This window comes from Cognaticolwellia beringensis, assembly GCF_002076895.1.
GTDB classification, from domain to species: Bacteria; Pseudomonadota; Gammaproteobacteria; order Enterobacterales; family Alteromonadaceae; genus Cognaticolwellia; species Cognaticolwellia beringensis.
This window is the reverse complement of record NZ_CP020465.1, coordinates 135846-155355: the sequence shown is the minus strand read 5'-3', so window position 1 is coordinate 155355 and position 19510 is coordinate 135846. Positions and strand designations below refer to the sequence as shown.

The 19510-nt window shown below is 38.4% G+C and carries 13 protein-coding genes; 5 read left to right on the top strand and 8 right to left on the bottom strand.

Annotated elements, in window-relative coordinates; all coding sequences use genetic code 11:
* Positions 1-53 precede the first annotated feature (53 nt).
* The 4 genes from B5D82_RS00620 to B5D82_RS00605 all read right to left on the bottom strand — a co-directional run bounded on the left by B5D82_RS00620 (position 54) and on the right by B5D82_RS00605 (position 5320).
* A complete protein-coding gene (locus B5D82_RS00620; protein ID WP_081148388.1) occupies positions 54-809 on the bottom strand; it encodes an MlaA family lipoprotein in 756 nt (251 codons plus the stop codon).
* Positions 809-2152, bottom strand: a complete 1344-nt coding sequence (locus B5D82_RS00615) for a hypothetical protein (RefSeq protein WP_081148387.1) — start codon at positions 2150-2152, stop codon at positions 809-811. The genes B5D82_RS00620 and B5D82_RS00615 overlap by 1 nt, the downstream gene beginning before the upstream one ends.
* 418 nt (positions 2153-2570) lie before the next feature.
* Complete coding sequence (locus tag B5D82_RS00610) at positions 2571-3299, bottom strand: response regulator transcription factor (protein WP_081148385.1); 729 nt, start codon at positions 3297-3299, stop codon at positions 2571-2573.
* A 242-nt stretch (positions 3300-3541) separates the two neighbouring features.
* On the bottom strand, positions 3542-5320 hold the full coding sequence (locus tag B5D82_RS00605; protein WP_081148383.1) for an acyl-CoA dehydrogenase C-terminal domain-containing protein: 1779 nt from the start codon (positions 5318-5320) through the stop codon (positions 3542-3544).
* A 165-nt stretch (positions 5321-5485) separates the two neighbouring features.
* On the opposite strand from B5D82_RS00605, the gene B5D82_RS00600 reads away from it, so the two are divergent.
* Positions 5486-6469 carry a hypothetical protein gene (locus tag B5D82_RS00600; RefSeq protein ID WP_157673817.1) on the top strand — a complete coding sequence of 328 codons (984 nt, stop codon included), beginning with the start codon at positions 5486-5488 and terminating at the stop codon, positions 6467-6469.
* On the opposite strand, the gene B5D82_RS00595 is transcribed toward B5D82_RS00600, so the two are convergent.
* Together B5D82_RS00595 and B5D82_RS00590 are read right to left on the bottom strand one after the other, a co-directional pair.
* On the bottom strand, positions 6466-9810 hold the full coding sequence (locus B5D82_RS00595) for an ATP-binding protein (protein ID WP_157673816.1): 3345 nt from the start codon (positions 9808-9810) through the stop codon (positions 6466-6468). The two genes, B5D82_RS00600 and B5D82_RS00595, sit on opposite strands and share 4 nt — an antisense overlap.
* Before the next feature lie 171 nt (positions 9811-9981).
* Entirely contained in the window at positions 9982-11361 is a 1380-nt protein-coding gene (locus B5D82_RS00590; RefSeq protein WP_081148379.1) for a PhoH family protein, read from the bottom strand.
* A 411-nt stretch (positions 11362-11772) separates the two neighbouring features.
* On the opposite strand from B5D82_RS00590, the gene rapA reads away from it, so the two are divergent.
* The 3 genes from rapA to B5D82_RS00575 all read left to right on the top strand — a co-directional run bounded on the left by rapA (position 11773) and on the right by B5D82_RS00575 (position 16598).
* A complete protein-coding gene (gene rapA, locus B5D82_RS00585; RefSeq protein ID WP_081148378.1) occupies positions 11773-14685 on the top strand; it encodes an RNA polymerase-associated protein RapA in 2913 nt (970 codons plus the stop codon).
* A 96-nt stretch (positions 14686-14781) separates the two neighbouring features.
* Positions 14782-15465: a bifunctional tRNA pseudouridine(32) synthase/23S rRNA pseudouridine(746) synthase RluA gene (gene rluA / locus B5D82_RS00580; protein ID WP_081148376.1), complete on the top strand. Its 684-nt coding sequence runs from the start codon at positions 14782-14784 to the stop codon at positions 15463-15465.
* 116 nt (positions 15466-15581) lie between these two features.
* Complete coding sequence (locus B5D82_RS00575) at positions 15582-16598, top strand: DUF3530 family protein (protein ID WP_081148374.1); 1017 nt, start codon at positions 15582-15584, stop codon at positions 16596-16598.
* Between the two features lie 96 nt (positions 16599-16694).
* Here B5D82_RS00575 and B5D82_RS00570 read toward each other — a convergent pair whose 3' ends face one another.
* Complete coding sequence (locus B5D82_RS00570; RefSeq protein ID WP_081148372.1) at positions 16695-17765, bottom strand: WD40/YVTN/BNR-like repeat-containing protein; 1071 nt, start codon at positions 17763-17765, stop codon at positions 16695-16697.
* Between the two features lie 149 nt (positions 17766-17914).
* Complete coding sequence (locus B5D82_RS00565) at positions 17915-18358, bottom strand: YacL family protein (RefSeq protein WP_245807532.1); 444 nt, start codon at positions 18356-18358, stop codon at positions 17915-17917.
* A gap of 386 nt (positions 18359-18744) precedes the next feature.
* Between B5D82_RS00565 and B5D82_RS00560 the strand changes: the two genes are divergently transcribed.
* On the top strand, positions 18745-19452 hold the full coding sequence (locus B5D82_RS00560) for a substrate-binding periplasmic protein (protein ID WP_157673815.1): 708 nt from the start codon (positions 18745-18747) through the stop codon (positions 19450-19452).
* The last annotated feature ends 58 nt before the right edge of the window (positions 19453-19510 follow it).

Genomic DNA, 19510 nt, shown 5'->3' with positions numbered 1-19510 from the left:
CTTGGTCAATAGCAAATAAATTAATGTCTTCACCACTGACGAGTCCCCATAAGTTAACGAGCAATCTGAATTTCACGATACTTATTATAAAGTAATTTCAGGTACTCATATTCGAATGCTGAACCCGAAGCGTAATATCGAAAAGGTAATCTGGCTCTAGCATCAATACTGTTAACGAGTGAAAGATAAAGTTCCTCTTCAGATTTCATGCCTAGCACATCCAAGGACTGTTGATCAGCTAATGCATCAAAGGCTAAACCTGTCGCGTCACGAAGTGAAGAGGGTCCCAACAAAGGTAACACTAGATAGGGTCCTGAACCTACCCCCCAATGACCAAGGGTTTGGCCAAAGTCCTCATCTTGCTCAACAAAACCTACAGGTGTTGCAACGTCGATTACTCCTGCTAGACCTACAGTAGAATTAACAAGAAAGCGGCCAAAGGTTTCACCGGCTACTGATAACTTAAACTGCAATAAGGAGTTTATAAAAGTCGATATTTCACCCAAATTATTAAAAAAATTACTCAAGCCTGTCTCAACAACATCAGGGGTTATTTTCTTATAGGCATCAACTATCGGTAATAAAACATAGACATCGGCTTTAGCATTAAAATAATACATACGACGATTAAACCCTTCCCAAGGATCGTCATAAGCAGTCATAATTCCCAACTCTTCATGATTATCTGGCAAGGCAATTTTTGGTGCTATAGCCTTCTCTTCTAATATTGGTGTTGAGGAGCATGCTACCAATAAGGTACAAAATAATAATGCTATAAAATTAGTTTGCTGATTTGAGAACACTGGCATTAAATACCCCTTCCTTGGAAAGTAGCATGTAAATGCTCAACAAAACTTAATCTATCTAGATTGCCACAATGTCCACCACGAGGAAAAATTTTTGCTCGTTCGGCGAAAATTTCCTGTAAATATTCCACCTCACCTGCCTGTAAAATAATATCGTCTTGATTGGTCACTAAGTATATTTTTTCTGAATTTTTTAAATAATCTTCAATGGCATGCAAGCTGTAACGTTGGATCAAATCCGCCTTAGTAATATTAGCATCTTCGCGCTGAGCTCTAGGAAGCATAGCGCGGTCAAAATAGTCACCAAACGTAATATCACTGGCTCGCTGCATTGAATGGGTCAAACTCTCAAATTTGTCTATGGTGTGGTCTTTATATGAAATTGCACCTGTATTAAAGCTAACATCGATGGCATATATCATATCTGATGACGACATTCTAAATGAAGCACCAATGAGCAGCTTAAATTCAGCTTCGGTTAACTCTGCATTTTTAAATAAATTGTATATTGATCCTTGATCAAACTTTGAAGATCTTTGCTCTGAGTAAATATTTGAAAAGCGTAAGAATATTTCATCAAACATCGCCACAGCGGCTTGTCGATTGTTACGCAGGTCAAAATATTCATCTAAAATACTGACAGAATTATATAAACTCACCGGCGGGTTAATTAGGAGTACCTTTTCAAAATTAAACGCTTGCTTCTCTTCATCCAGAAGTGCGATAAATGCTGAGTGCGCGCCCCCCAAACTATAACCAGTAAGTGAAAATGACGAAGCCTTTACATCGTCTTGTGTTTGAACTTGCGCCCAAACTAAATTCATGACCTTATATAAATCTTCTGCGTCATGAGCTAAATCGCCAGGCATGAATTGGGTGTTTGGAGAGTTTACAATAAAATTAGCAAACGTCGGCGATGACAGTGAAATGACATGATAACCCTGTTGAAAAAAACTTTTTTGCAGGCTGACCATTTTTGCACTCTCAAAACTCGCACCGGTACCCGCAATAATAAAAATGAGTGGTGCAATAGCCTCTTGTTTTATTAACGAGTATTTCATTTTTTTGTTAAACCAAAATATCTCAGAAATTTCGTTTAACGGTTTAATCGTTATACTTTTATTAATCACATTTAATGATTTGGGGAGATCGGCGACAGGCTCTTGGCAATAGCCTGTAACGGTTGCTTGATAGCGAGAATATTCGAAATCGCAAACCGGTATAGCAACCACGACCGGTTCCTCTTTACTGCTGCATGCTGCTAACAACATGACGAGTAAAACGCTCAAAATACGCACTAATTTTTGCTTTTGTTGGGTGAGTTTAAAAAATATAATTTTACGCATTAGTTGCTGCCAGCAGGTTTAAGGTTTTCAAAGAGCAATAGACGTATTCTATCTTTTGACTGCTAAAAAGTAACTAATTTAACGCTTAATTTTTCTCAAAGGACATTTAATTATCACGCTTTGAGTCTCCGGTTTAGCTTACATTCAAGGTCAATTTACGAGGAATAAGGAATTTAATTACAGCGACCATTTGCAAATCAATGTGGGATCAATGTGGGATCAATGTTCATTTTATATTATTGCACTTACGCTTTAAGCCATTATAAATACTAATAATAAACAATGAATCTATTTAGCACTCTCAGGCTATATTTGGATATTAAGCCAATAAAGAAGAGTAGTCATGTTAACGTGCTAGGGAAGTTTTCAGCCCTATAGCTATATCTAATCCAGACAATAAAACTACTGCTAAATGCAATTACGCTGCTGTTTCACTTAATGTGTAGCCTTTACCCCAAACAGTATCAATGCTGACTCGTGCCATTCCCTCTTTGACTAATTTTTCGCGTAACTTGGAAATCCGCACATCGACTGTACGTTCAGCACCATTGTATTTACGATTCAGTAAAGAAGTATAAATAACCTCACGCGTCATCACCTGCCCAGCATTTTGGATTAAAAAAGCCAGTAATAGAAATTCAAAAGAACTTAACCGAATGGTGTTTCCATCAATTTCACATTTATGCGCTTGTGGATATAAGGCTATATTTCCTGACTTAATCACATGCAAGGGACGTTCTTCTTTCATCGGCTTCCGGCGCAGCATCGCCTCAACTCGTACTTTCAGCACTCGAGGTGAAACAGGTTTGCTAATGAAGTCATCAGCACCAAAATGAAAAGCATTAATTTCATCTGCATCAGTTTTTCGGGCGGTTAATACGATGATAGGTTCATCATATATTTCTCGTAATTCATGACAAACTTGAAAGCCATCTAAATCAGGCAAGCCAATATCTAAAATCACTAAGTCTGGTTTATGTTCAATAATCGCATGCCTTGCTAAATCACCACGAAAAACCTGCTTAACGATAAAGTTAGATTTCTCCAAAAATGATTTAATTAAATTAGACACCATACGGTCATCTTCGATTAATAGTACTTTTCTGGTACTATTTTCAGCAATGACACCTGCACTTAAACCAAACATAATCTATTCCATAACTTAACGGGTAAGTCCGTCGGGCGGATTATAGATGTATTAAAACTACAAAGAAGTATGATTTTGTAGCTAACAAAGTAACATAATGTAATTGCCTTACATAAAGCCAATAATATGGGTTTAACCATTAAGTAAACTTATAATAGTTTTATAAAACCCCATGCCAAATATTAAAAAAGCCAATTCAAAATTAATGAATTGGCTTTTTGTTGAGCATTTAAGCGAATAGCTTAAAAAAGCTCCTCGTCTATATCAAACAACGCACTCTGACCAGATTTCGCTGAGGTGATTAATGACTGACAACGTGGTAACAATCTTGAAAAGTAGTAACGAGCTGTGCGCACTTTACTTTCGTGGAAACTTTTATCATCATTCGCAGCAAGCGATACTTCCGCCATTTTAGCCCATACAAACGCCATTGCGGTATAACCAAAGACATGTAAATAGTCATTCGCTGCGCAACCAAGCTCTTCTGGAGAGGTTTGCGCCGCTAATAATAAGTGTTCGGTTAAGTCAGCAAGTTCATCGGTGGCATTCGCCAGCGGTTGAATAAACTCTTGCATAGCTTCGTTTTTACTTTCTTGAATGTAAGCACGCACTTCTTCAAGAAACACCAGCACGAGTTTGCCTTTACTACCAGCAACTTTGCGCGCTAACAAATCCATGGCTTGAATACCGTTAGTACCTTCATAAATTTGTGAAATACGGGTATCTCGCACCAACTGCTCTTGTCCCCACTCTCTCACGTAACCATGACCGCCAAAAACTTGCTGTCCAGCAACCGTACTTTCAAAGCCAAGATCGGTGAAAAACGCTTTAGCAATCGGTGTCATCAAGGCAACAAGTTGGTCTGCTTTCGCTTGTTCTTCACCGGTACCGTATGTCGCAATATCTAATTGCATAGCAACATAAGTTGAAAGCGCACGTGAACCTTCATTCAATGCTTTCATGTTTAATAACATACGACGAACATCACCATGTACGAGTAATGAATCAGCTTGCGCATCAGGCGATTTAACACCAGACAATGAACGTCCTTGAATTCTGTCTTTGGCATATTCTAAAGCGTTTTGATAAGAGCGTTCTGCTGCACCTAAGCCTTGGATACCAACACCAATGCGTTCAAAATTCATCATAGTGAACATACAAGCCAAGCCTTTATTCAGCTCACCGACTAAATAACCTTTAGCACCATCAAAATTCATCACACAGGTCGCAGAAGCATGAATACCCATTTTATGTTCGATAGAGCCACAACTTACGTTATTTTGCTCACCAATAGTTTCATCATCATTAACATGAAACTTAGGCACTAAAAATAATGAAATTCCGCGCGGACCATCAGGGGCATCGGGTAATTTAGCTAATACTAAATGGACAATATTTTCTGTGAGGTCATGTTCACCAGCAGTGATAAATATTTTTGTACCCGAGACTAAATAACTGTCATCAGCTTGTGGAACCGCTTTCGTTCTGATCATACCTAAGTCTGTACCAGCATGAGCTTCAGTTAAACACATGCTTGCAGCCCAATCGCCAGCATACATGCGCGTTAAATAACGGGTCTTTAACGCTTCACTACCATGCTTCGCTAACGACAAGCCTGCGCCAGCGGTTAAGCCTGGATAAAGTGAGAATGAAATATCAGCCGAACATAACATTTCTTCATGAAATGCCGTTAACATTTTAGGCATACCCATGCCGCCAAAGTCAGGGTCTCCGCCCAATGACGTCCAGCCACCTTCAGCATAAGTTTTAAAGGCTTCTTTATAACCGGGTGCTGTGGTTACGTTACCGGCATCAAAGGTAACACCTGTTTCATCACCATTTCGTGATAATGGCGCTATTTCTTGTTCCGCTATTTTTGCACAACCTTGCAAAATAGCTTCAGCGGTATCTCGGTCTACCCGTTCAGCTAACGTTGGTAATGACTGCCATAATTTATCGGCATTAAATACGTCATATAACAAAAAATTCATATCTTTCAAAGGCACTTGATAATCAGCCATTACATTCTCCGAACAGGTAATTTAAACAATTAATTAAAACGCTTGTTTGAATATATATGAAACACAGTAAAAGTAAAGCTAAAGTGAGAAATTAGCTTGCCAGCAAAAATTAAAGTAAGCTTTATACCAAGTTGATTAATTAACTGCTCAGGATAAAGGTCAGTGGTGAGATTTATTGGAATTGTTGTATTTTTAATATTAGGTTTGCCAAGCTATGCCTGGGCGGAGCAGCTTGATTTTAGTAAAAAAATCACAGATGAATATGTTCAATTCAATTACCAATGGCTAGACCAAGCTCAACAAACACAATCATTGAGCTTTGCTATTAATAAAGTCATTATATTTGATCGTTTTAGAAACTTTAAAGGCTACAGCGCCCCGCATGCAAAAAAATACGTCGATCAAAAAATCAGACAAAAGCTCAGCCAGAACCCAATCGACAATGTACAAACAAAATTTATAGGGACTGGCGATAATTTACAAATTGAGCTAAAAAGTGATAACCAAAATACCCTTGACCAAGCCTATAAAACCATAACTAAGCTTAAACAAGGCTTCATGAGTGAACATTTAGCCCGTAATTTTTACACCCAATTTGTCTCTTATGATAATAATGTATCTATTAAGCCTGATCATGTTCGATTTGCACAAACTTCCGTTGCTGATTTTTCTGTACTAAAGGCGCTTATTTTAAACAAAGTTTCCAGTCAAAATGTTAGAGAGGTCGGCGATTATGTCCTCGGCTTTGTGCAAAGCATTCCTTATTCAACTTTAGAATCAAGAACCACTTCTACAGGCGCTGGCTTTAATCCTCCACTGCAAACACTATTTCAAAACCAAGGTGATTGCGACAGTAAAGTCACACTCACCGCCGCGATTTATAGGGCGCTAATGCCACGAATGAAAATGATGTTAGTTTTTATCGATAATCATGCTTTACTCGCCATTAATATTCCAAGCAAAGGTAACGAACTTACCATTACAGTTGATGGTTTAGCGTATATTCTAGCCGAGCCAACGGGCCCTGCCCTGATGCGGGTTGGCGAGTTAACAGCCGATTCTGAGTTTGCGATTCGCAATGGCCGTTACTATGCAGAGGCATTTTTTGCTGAGCCTAGCGCTGAGACCAATAGCAATAGCCTAAATTAATCCTGCGTATTGCTCACTTGCGACAAAATACTATCGCGTAGTACAGTCAAGCTAATAGGCTTAGCAATATGTAAGTTCATGCCGGCCGCTATACATTGCTGCTTGTCTTCTTCACGCGCATGCGCTGTCATGGCGATAATCGGTAATTGGTTATATTGCTGTTGTGCACGAATATGTTCGGTTGCTGTTAGTCCATCCATGACCGGCATTTGAATATCCATTAGAATAATGTCAAAATTTTCTTGTGGTAACTTCTCTAACGCTTCTTGGCCATTTTGCGCAACAACCACATACGCCTGCATAGATTCTAATAGTTTAATTGCGACTAATTGATTAACCAGATTGTCCTCAACTAACAATATTTTTAGTCCTGAGAGACTGGGCATTATTTCAGGCCGAACGACAGCAACCTCAAGCGTCTCAGTTGTAACGTTATCATTGATTAATGTAACGCTTGCTGGTACTCGCTTAAGCTCATTAGCCAACTTAGCAATAACATCTCGATACAATGGCATTTCAAGTAACAAATAATTAATCCGGTATCGGCTTAGTTGTTCAAGTAGTTGAGTTGCGATAATACTTGTTCTTGGCTGGCATAACGCAAGCACAGTAACTTCTTGCTTTATCATAGCCAACTCAATCTCTGTAAAGCCTTGCGGGTACTGATTACTATTAACAAATAATATTTTAGAGGTTTTATCAGTAACAGTTGCTAGCGCAGTAAAGCTTGAAATATCAATAATGGGCTGGGCAATATCGGTAAAGTTTTCTCGTAATTTATCGGGTATATTTACCGCTGAATTAAACACAGCAGTTGTCGATAATTGCGCTGTAAACTTAGATAAAAGTCGCTCAGAATAATGGCTATCGTCAGCTTCATTATCCGGTAACTCCAAAGGTATGTCTAAAGGTAAAGCTAAGGTAAATTCAGCGCCTTGGTCTAAAGCACTCTCTATGGTAATTTCCCCCCCCAGTAATTGCGCAATATGTTGGCATATTGATAGCCCAAGTCCAGTACCGCCATAAACTCGGGTCATAGACTCATCCACTTGTTTAAATGCTTCAAATAAGTCTACTTGTTTTGATTTCTCTATGCCTATACCCGAGTCTTTAACTTTAAATAAAATCTCGTTATTATTAGCTTGATTAAGATCATTAGCTGCGCAAGATAATGACACGGTAAGTTCAACTTTACCCCGCTCAGTAAATTTAATCGCATTATTGAGTAAATTACTCAACACTTGTACTAAGCGCATTGTGTCAGTATGAATATATAAAGGTACTTGGCTATCAATGGCGACATTTAAACTTAAATCTTTACCAACGAGTGCTGCAATATTTAAATTAAGTGCCTGCGATACAATGCTTTCCAGTTCTATCTGCTCTTTATGTACATACATATTGCCAGATTCTACTTTTGCTGAATCCAGTAATTCATTGACTAAATATAGCAATGTATTCGAAGCTGTTTGTGCATTCCCCAAATATTGTTCCTGGATTTTATTCAGGCTACTTTGTTGTAACAGAAAAAACATACCTTGAATGGCATTAATGGGCGTGCGAATTTCATGACTCATATTCGCTAAAAATTGGCTTTTAATTTGATTGGCTTCTTCGGCTTGATTTTTAGCTCGCTGCAGGGCTTGGTTAATCTCGAATTGCTGCGTAACATCACGAATTAAAATAATACTACCGAGTGACTCATTCAGTTCACCATAAAACGGCGCTTGATAAATTTCATAGGTATTCTGCTCAGTTGAAACGGTTTGATGATAGGTCGTAGTTGCATTACCTCGTTGATTTTCAACAATTCTCTGAGCGACGACTTCGCCGATATCCGTCGCAATAAAGTCATTAATTTTGCCACCTAAAATATCAGCTTCTTTTTGTGATACAAGTTGTTCAACCGCTTTATTACAACCAATTAAAAGACCTTGTTGATCATTAAATAGAATATAATCTGGAATAGCATCCATCACTGAACGCAGTAAGGCATAGTCACGCTGATGTTGCTCACTTTTATATAATAATGCTTGGGTTTTTTCTTTCACCCTTAAATCTAACTCATTGTTTTGATCTTTTAAACGCTGCATTAAGCTACGATTATCGCCAAACAAGTCTTCAACGATTTTAAACCAATGTCGCCACTCATCAGATGGTTGTATTTTACCCGGATCACCCGCTGAACAATATTCAATATGACTAATGAATTTTTTTGATGGCGCAATGAATGAGCGATGTGTCACGTAATAAATCACCACTAATAAACTTAACAAACCGAAAAAAACCCCAACTAATATCGAGATAAAGCGCTGATTAATTACCGCATAAAAACTATTTTTTCGATGATACTCAAGTAGTATCCAATTATTAACTGGCAGTTGCTTTCGTTGCACCACCCAGTCACCAATTTCAGCACTTGCCGGCAGGTTTAATAGCGTTTGATAACTAAATTGGTTTAATTGTAACGGCGCAGCATCACTAAAAGCGGTATTTGCATTTAGCGTTAAATTAGCGATATTTTTATGCAATAAAACATGACTATGCTTATCAACAATAATATAGCCATGATCTTTATCGCTTATATTAGGCAAATAGTTATAAAAGCCCGCCGTATTAATATCAATTACCACCGCCCCTTTTATCTCATTATCTAAATAAACGCCCATGCCCAAAGCAGCATTTAAACCTTTACCGGCAGAATCAACATAAGGCTGGGACCAAAATTTTTCATCCTTAAGCTTTGAGCCTTTAATCTTTAGCATTAATCCATTAGTTAAGCTTTGATCACTATATTGCCAAATATTTCTAGGTACCCAAGGATATAAATTAACAAAGCGTCGCACTGAAATGTAATACAACCAGTTAGCTTCTTTAATCGACTCCTGCGCAGTAACAAATGCTGGTGTTAATGCATTTGCCATTATTAACTCATGCACAAATGATTGAGTAAAAGCGTCGATGCGGCCAACGCCTGTGATATTCCCACTCATGATGCGATTATTTGTAGTTAGATTCTGGCGATTTTTATTCTGATAAAAATATTTACCTTCTTGTCGCAGTGAGGGAGCTTTGCTGGTTAATTCTGCCGGGAAACGTAAATAATATTCAGCTAAATCACGAATACCCGTCAGTGTTTCAACAGTACTCGTCAGCTTATTGTTTAGCTGGGTACTATACCGACTCATTTCCGTTAACTTATCGTTAAGGTGGGCGTCACGGGCAAGATAATAACTATAAAGCGTAATAATGAAGGTCAATAGCATAATGCTTGTAAAGACCATAATTACCGATTTATTGTAGCGTTGAAAAAGTTGTTCTTTTGAATTTTCTGCTAACACTAAGAAGCCCTGATAATTAAATAAACCTAAAGTGCGCTGATGGCTCACTCATCAACAATTTATCGTTAACTTTATGACTTAATATTAAATCAAAGTAGCCGTTGAGAACAGCATTGAAAAGATTAACGGCGATATCATTAACATTGACTGATATCACCGTGACCTAGCGACTTATAAATTTTCTTCCGCAAAAGACGCTAAACGACTACGTACCACGCCATTTAAATTGATATTACTACTGCCTGGAAAGTCTTTAAAACGCTCAACGATGTAAGTTAAGCCAGAGGTGACTGCGGTTAAATAGTTACTATCAATTTGCGCTAAGTTACCTGAACAAACTATTTTTGTACCTTCGCCACAGCGAGTAATAATGGTTTTCAACTGTGAAGCCGTTAAGTTCTGGCATTCATCAAGTAACACCAGCGCATTTTGTATGCTCCGACCACGCATAAAGTTAACTGACTTAAACTGAATATTCGCTTTGTCCATAATATAATCCAGGCTGCCATTCATATTTTCGTCCTGCTTGTGCAACACTTCTAACGAGTCGGTTATGGCGGCTAACCAAGGTGCCATTTTTTCTTCTTCCGTACCGGGTAAAAACCCTATTGATTCTGCTATTTCAGGGGTGCTGCGCGTGACAATAATTTTATCGTATAGCCCGCGTTCAATAACTTGTTCTAACGCTGTAGCCAACGCAAGCAATGTTTTACCACATCCTGCCGGTCCGGTGAGAATAACTAAATCAATGGTTGGATCAAGCAAAGCATCCATCGCCATACCTTGATAAATGTTTTTTGGATGAATGCCCCATGCTTGCTTTGCCATTAAGCGTTCACGACTTAAATCGACTATTGATAACTTTTCATCGTCCCCGCCGGTAATTTTACCCGCAAAATGTTCACCTTCATCAATAAGGTATTCATTGATATAACTGTTGGGCAATAAATCGCGTTTAATGTAGTGGGTGGTATTACGACCTTGGGTTTCACTTTCGCATTCTTTTACGTGCTGCCAGAAATCACCCGTAAATTGGTGATAACCTTTGGTTAAAAATTGAATATCATCAATCAGCTGATCAGTACGGTAGTCTTCAACAAAAGCAAGTCCTGCACCTTTTGCCTTTAAGCGCATGTTAATATCTTTTGTCACCAGCACCACTTTGTTTTTTGGGTTTTGTGCTTGTAAATAAATAGCCGTACTAATAATGCGATTATCATTTTCATTAAACGACAACTTTACCTTGCTTTCGTCTAAGGCATAATCGTTAAAAATGGATAAACATCCGCTCGGGTGTAGCTCATCATTTTGCGGTAATTTAACACCAGAAAGCACTTGCTCTGGTGATGCATTAACTAAAGTATCTTCAAGCGCTCTGATGGCAACTCGCGCATCACGGCTCACATCTTTGTTGCGATCTTTAATAGAATCTAATTCTTCTAATACCGTCATCGGTACGACAACATCATGTTCTTTGAAAGAGAGGAAGGCGAAGGGTTCGTGTAATAATATATTGGTATCTAAAACATAAATAATTTTATTTACTGTCATATGAAAATCCTTTCACAAGTTGAAGGCTCCACAGCGTTGTTTGTTAGAAACAGCTGCCAGAAACCACAAAAAGTTGATAACTCATCTAACCAAAATAATTTAATAATCATTCATTTATATAATTGCTTTTACAACAATATAAACAGCTTGTACCATCAAGCTTATAACCACTCTACAGTTTATTTCCCCGCAAGCAAGCAGCTTTTTACTGATTAAGCCTTAAGTATCAAGGACTATTATTGTGCTGGGAATGCGCTATGACTTAAAACAAAATTAAATTCGATTAATTTTAAATAAAAAAAGTATGCTTTTACTGATTTATTTAATGATCACTTCTATGATTAACGATACTATAGCGCCCTTTTTTTGACGTGTATTTTTACGCGAGTTATTGAGTTGGAGTTTTTTTTTATGTCATTTTACCCTGGACAACGCTGGATTAGTGATAGTGAGTCAGATCAAGGACTAGGTACCGTTACCGCTGTCGAAGGTCGTTTTGTTACTATCGTATTTACGGCTACAGGGGATGCAAGACAATATGCCATAGATAATGCACCTTTAACCCGAGTTATTTTTAATGCTGGCGATAATATTCCAAGCCATGAAGGTTGGTCGCTTACCGTTGAATCATTCGAAGAAAATAATAATTTATTAACTTACTTTGGTGTTAGACAAGACACGGGCGAAGCTTGTTCATTAAAAGAAATGATGATTGATCATTTCATTAAATTTAATAAACCTCACGATCGCCTCCTTAACGGACAAATTGATCGCCTTGATTGGTTTCGTTTAAGAAAAGACTGTTTACATCATCAATTTAGCCAACAACAATCAGATTTAACAGGCCTAAGCGGCGGCCGTGTTAGCTTGATCCCACACCAATTATATATTGCTGAAGAAGTGGGTAGTCGCTTTGCACCTCGGGTTTTGTTAGCTGATGAAGTGGGTTTAGGTAAAACCATTGAAGCTGGCTTAATTATTCATCAACAATTAGTAACAGGCCGTGCTAAACGTGTGCTAATTATTGTACCAGAGTCATTAATGCACCAATGGTTGGTTGAAATGTTACGTCGTTTTAATCTGCCGTTTAGTATTTTTGATGAAAGTCGCTGTGAAGAGACCTCAGATAACGGCGATGATGAAAATCCATTTAGCCAAGAACAACTGGTGCTAGTTAATCTTGGCTTTATTACCAAAAATCCTCGCTGGTATGAAGCGATGATTGATGAAGAATGGGACCTGATGGTTGTCGACGAGGCGCACCATTTAAGTTGGCAGCAAGATAATGCCAGCATTGAATATCAATGTATTGAGCAATTAGCGCAAACCATACCTGGGGTTTTATTGTTAACCGCAACACCTGATCAATTAGGTCATGAAGGTCACTTTGCGCGCTTACGCTTACTTGATCCTGATCGCTTCTTCGACTATCAAAAGTTTACAGAAGAAGAACAACATTATACTGAAGTTGCGGATGCAGCCAATACGCTGATCACTGATGAACCACTTGCTAGCGAACAAATAACCACCTTAACCACGTTGTTACACGAAGCCGATGTCAGCGCACATATTGCGGCAATAAATCATCCTGAAAAGTCAGAGCAAAAAAATGCTCGCCAGCATATTCTGGATCAACTTTTAGACCGTCATGGCACAGGTCGTATATTGTTTCGTAACAGCCGTAACACCATAAAAGGTTTTCCAGGTCGTGAATTACATGCAGCGCCAATGGCAATGCCAGAAGCTTATCAAGACGCTATCAATGAACTATTATTGTCAGGCACTGCTGAAGATTTAAAATCACAAGCACAAGCAAAACTTATTTTTACACCAGAAACATTGTTCAGCTTAGACAGCCATGAAGATTGGTATGATATTGACCCACGTGTCGATTATTTAATTGAGCTTTTACAATCATTGAAGAAAGAAAAAGTCTTAGTTATTTGTGCAAATGCGCAAACAGCTATCGACTTAGAAACTGCGTTGCGAGTTAAAGAAGGTATGCGTGCTGCAGTATTCCATGAAGGCTTAAGCATTTTTGAACGTGACCGTGCCGCCGCCTACTTTGCTCAAGATGAAGATAGCGCTCAAGTGCTATTGTGTTCTGAAATTGGTAGTGAAGGACGTAACTTCCAATTTGCCCATCATTTAGTCTTGTTTGATTTACCACGTAATCCAGATTTACTAGAACAACGTATCGGTCGTTTAGACCGTATTGGTCAGACAGAGACTATTCGTATTCACGTGCCTTATTTTGAAGACTCTGCGCAAAGTTTACTGTTTAAATGGTATAAAAAAGCGTTAAACGCATTTGAGCATACGTGTATTACTGGCCATGCAGTTTTTAACGCCTTTGGTGAAAAATTGTTTGATTTAGCACTTAGCGCCAGTTGGGATTCTAATGAAGCGGAAACGTTGATCAAGCAAAGTCATGAGAAACATTTAACGATCAAACAAGACCTTGAATCAGGCCGAGATAAATTGCTTGAGTTGCACTCTTCGGGCCAAGGTAAAGCACATGCCTTAGTTGAAAAAATTGAAAAGTTAGATCAACAAATTCATTTACCACAATTTATGTTTCAGTTATTGGATGTTTTTGGCATTCAACAAGATGATAAAGCCGATAATGCCATTGCTCTGCAACCTTCTGAGCATATGTTGTGTACTAACTTCCCTTGCTTACCTGAAGACGGTACAACGATTACTTTTAACCGTCATACCGCACTAGCAGTTGAAAACTACCAACTTATTACCTGGGATCATCCTATGGTACGTGGTGCTATGGACCTTGTCCTGTCTGATGAAATAGGTAACTCAAGTATTGGCCTATTGAAAAACCCGGCACTGCCAGCTGGTACATTTTTCTTAGAGTGTATTTTCACCTTAGAAGCTATTGCTCCGAGCAATTTGCAACTGGGCCGTTACTTGCCTACTACACCTATTCGCATATTAGTTGATAAAAATGGTAACAACCTTGCCGATAAAGTTAGCGAAACAGTATTAGATCAACAACTGTCACCGGTGAAAAAACAAGTGGCACTGCAATTAGTTAAAGCATTAAGAAGCCAAGTGGCTCCGTTAGTTGCCAAAGCAGAAGCACATGCCGATGCGCAAATTTCTTCTATCCAAGCAAAAGCGCTTGCTGGTATGCAAGTAGCCATGGATGAAGAACATCAACGTTTAACGGCGCTAAAAGCAATAAACCCAAGTGTGCGTCAGCAAGAAATTGACTTTATTTTGATGCAAAAAAATGCCTTAGCTGAATATATTGAAAAAGCACAAATTCAGTTTGAAGCTGTGCGGTTAATTGTTGTCAGCAACTAGGCTATGTCGCACTAACGACTGATGACAAAAGATAGTAAGGCTACGCATATTGTGTAGCCTTTTTGTTTCACGCAAGCTCAAAAGGAATACCTTAAAATGGGTGCTAACCCTGATTTTATTTATCAGCCTCCAATGAGTCCTTACCTTGATATTGTTTATCAAGATAACGATATGGTTGTCCTCAATAAACCTAGCGGGCTATTGACGGTACCCGGTCGCTTGCCTGAACATCAAGACTGTTTACAAAATAGAGTGCTAAAAGTGCTGCCTACGGCAACCGTGGTTCATCGCTTAGATATGGCAACATCTGGCATTATTTTAATGGCACTGAATAAACCTGCCCATGTTGCAATTAGCCGTCAATTTGAAAAGCGCTTAACGCAAAAAAGTTACATTGCTCGGGTCTTTGGTAAAATTGAAAAAGCTCAGGGCTCTGTTGAACAACCGTTAATTTGTGACTGGCCAAATAGGCCAAAGCAAAAAGTAGATCATGAAAATGGCAAAGCCGCACTAACCCATTACAAGGTTTTAAGTTATCGCGAAAACAACGATAAAAAAATAACGACATTAGTTGAATTGACACCGGTAACAGGACGCTCTCACCAATTACGGGTCCATATGCTTTCTCTTGGTCATCCAATACTTGGCGATCGACTTTATGCCCACGAGCAAGCATTAACAATGAGTAATCGCTTGCAATTACATGCCAAAATGCTACAAATAACGCATCCAGTTTCTGCGCAAACATTAACATTTACAAAAGCCTGCCCCTTTGATTAACACCAAAAGTTACTGAGGTTAATTAAAGAAAATTTCGCTTACGTCGATACTATAGACAGTACGCGTTTGGTAGCGCCACCCTGTTAATCAATTATCTGTCAGAGGAAAGTTACTTTATGCGTTTGAAAATAAAACCATTATTTAGTTTCATTATATTAGCGACATCGATCCTACTGGTTAATAGCTCTCAATCATTGGCCTTTGACCCTTTTCAAGAAGTACAAGAGCCACTAAAAACAGTAGAGAAAACTGAGAACACGACTAAAAAGGGATCAGAAGCGACTAAAAGCACAGAACCTGAGGTTGAGGTTGAAAACACTGAAGTTGAGTCCATAAAAGGCACGGAAGCAGAAGATGAACATCAACACCACGTCATCATCAACCCACCTGTTAATTCGTTTGAACAGCAACAACAAGATATTAAACACTACTTATCGCAAGAGAAAATCAGTTCAATAGTTGTTGATTCTGAAAATTATCTGACGGCGGTTAATGCACACACCACGGCAATTAACAAAGGTACTCTGCTGTTAATTCCTGATTGGCAACAAAGTATAGCAACACCTAACGCACTAAATCAGCTACGTAAGAATATGCCACAGCATGGCTGGACAACCATTACCTTACACCCTCCGAGTAAACCAGAAAACTACCCATCACAAGCATTAATGGTGCAAGAACGCAGCACGGAAGATATCGAAACTTTAACAAGCTATGGCAAAAAATTAGCCGATATTATGCTAGCGCTCATTGAGAAAGCTAAAAGTTATCCTGGCGTCATTATTGTTGTTGCAGAAGGTAATCATAGCGCAGTATTGCTCGATATTTATCAACAAGCGTTAGTGGGTGCACCCGCTGCATTTGTTATGCTCAGTAGCTATATGCCGACAATACCAGCAAGCGATAAAATAGCGCAGCAATTGGCAGCAACAGATTATCCCATACTTGATTTATATTTAAAGCGCGATCATCGATTAGTCATTGCGAATGCAAATATAAGAAAAAATGCCGCTAAAAGAGCATTGAAAGTTTATTACCGACAAAAGCAATTAAGCAATCAAGTTACCGGTTACTACCCTAAAAACACCTTAACAACAGAAATTATAAGCTGGCTTAGCACCATCGGCTGGTAAAGTTTTCTCAAGATAAATATAACCCATTTCATAGCCTATTTTAGAATAAAGCTAAGCATAAAGTTAAGCATAAAGTTAAAGGGTTTTCAGCTACTCTCAATGACTAGTGCGATAGATGGCGACTTTTCCTTGTGCTCCGGCAGCTAAAAACAATCCATTACCACTAGCTATGGTATAAAAACCCTGGTCGTCTTTATCGGCAGATGTATCGTCAAACGCTTGCCAATGTTGACCGCCATCAGTAGAAATATCACTGCCAGTTTTACCACTGGCAATACAGATATTATCGCTACAGCTCATTGCGGTAAGTAAACCCCGTTGCCCCGCATCAATTGGCCGCCATTGCTTAGCTACAAAAGTGGCAATATTGGCGTAACTTGCGGGTCTCTGTAGATAATCTCCACCTAGCACAAAAACCTGCTGTTGATTGTTCAAAGCTAATGCATAACCGCCTGCGGTTTGTGTTTGTTGAAAAAGTGGTACACTTTGTCTTTGCCAACTTTCTCCCCAATCACTGCTGTAATAAACCGAAGCTGAAAAGCCACCCGTAGTTAACCAAGCTTGACCATTTTCACCCGTAATAAGCGTATTACCACTAGCGGCAAAAGCGGCTTCTTTGGGTAATATTTTAGGTAGTTTTAACCGCGCGATTCTTCGCCATGTTTTGCCCGCGTCTTCGGTCTTTTTAATAACATAGAAACCGTCAACGGGATCGCCCAATAATAAACCCATGGTATTATCCCAAAAGGCGATGGAATCATAAAAGCCCTTAGCATCTTCATTCTGTAGTAGTAATTGCCAAGTTATGCCTGCGTCTATTGTTTTATATAAAACAGATTGCTCGCCTTCTCCAACACCCATTACAATAGCGGTGTTATTATCGAATAATGCGATATCACGAAAGTCGGTATTATTATCTGCAACTACCGAGCGATCTAGCCAAGTTTTACCCGCGTCTTGGCTAACATAAACCGTATTTTCACTGCCGGTGATCCAAAGTGAATTTTGATACACTGCACTGCCACGCAACGACGCCTTTTTAGCTATATCTATTCTTTGCCAGGGTGTTAATTGTGCCTGCACGGTGAACGACACATTAACAGCAATAAATAGCACAACAATTGAGCACATTTGAAACAATTTACACGGAGAAATTTTTACAGTCATTTACTTACCATAGATTACAAGTGGAAGCCTTAGTATCATGATTTTTCGATAAAATTCAAGCGTCAGCAATTCAAATAAAGGCATAATACAAACAAAAGCGTAATCCAAAATTCATCAAGTAATTAATAAGATATTGGTCTTGTGAATGACTACTTTTTATTGACGAACTTTGCCCAAGACAATAGTATTTCTCGAAAATCTTCACGCCCACAAGATGACGAGTCCTGTTGATCAAAATCTATATCTTCTTCAATTAATGAATCTGGCAATATCTCAAGCCCGTCCATACTCGCATTGGTTTGTACTGTTACATCGCCACGATTAAAAACTACCGTGTATTCATTACCTGTTATGGTAACTTCTAACTTTTTCTCCGCTTCAATATCTGCCATAGCTGACAATAATTGTGCGAGTTTTTCTGTATCAGTGCCAACTTCAACTTCTAACCACGGACCAATAACTTCATGATCAAGTGAGAATTTAGCGATAGCGCCGCCTGTGATTGGATCATCTATAAATTGATATTCCATATATACCTCATGCTGAAAATTTTCCGAAAAACCTATTTTACCCATGCGATTAAATAACTGCATCGCTTAGACTCAATTATATAACCCGTTTGGTATTTTGTTAGCTAATACCAAGTTGATTAATTTCACTCAGCGTTCGCAGCAGTACTTAAAATCTGATTGAAAGCAAAAAAGCTAGCCTAAAAAACCATCATCTAATAATGAAAATCTACTATATTTACTAAGGACGTTGTTATAATAGATATCGCCACTTAATTGTAGCAAAACCCTAGTTTTTAACACGAAATAACTAAGGTTAATGAAATAAAATAGTGTTTTAGTCTTGGTAAATAAGGAAATGATTTATCACAAATATTGGCAATAACTTTTTAATAGTAAAAATAGACTTAATTAAACAAATACCGTTGCTCGTTCGCGCTAGTTTGGGTTACCTGTTTTTTTTATTTTTTATGTCATTTAAAATCACAGCCCAACCGCTAAATACTATTGTTTTTGCTATGCATATTGAACCACCATTCTCCAATATTGTTGACGGTATATTCATTGGTGAAAACATTGATATCGCTAATGCACTGGCAGCCAAATTAAATAAAAAAGTAAGTTTTGTCTATTGTCCTCCTGCCCGCTGTTTTGCTCTATTACAAAATGGCCAGGCCGACATGATGATTGCGATAAGGAAAACAGAAACAAGAAAACAGTTTCTCAAGTACCTTGAACCGCCCATAAAAATGCAAAAACTACCGTTACAATTCTATATCCATGCCGACAATAAAATCGAGTTAAAGAGTTATGAAGACTTGCATTCTTTGAACATTGGCGTTTTAAGAGGAGCATCATATTTTGATCAGTTTGACCAAGATCCTCAACTCACTAAAATTCCATTAACTAACTACAAACAACTCGTTGATATGCTGTTAAAAGGACGTATTGACACCTTTCTTGAGCGCGAAGAAACTATCACACCTTGGGTTGATCAGGAGATATACAACACCAGAATTAAAATAGCGAAGTTCGCTTATGATAAAACAGTAGGATCTTATATTGCCGTGTCAAAAAAATCCGTATTAGCCAATGAAATAACGCAGTTATCACAAGCCGTAAAAGACCTATCTGACAACGGTGAACTACAGGCTATTATAAATAAAGTGAGAAACTGAGGAGAATATCAATTGAACTTAGATTGCGCTATCGTGTCTATAACTTACCTTATATTTA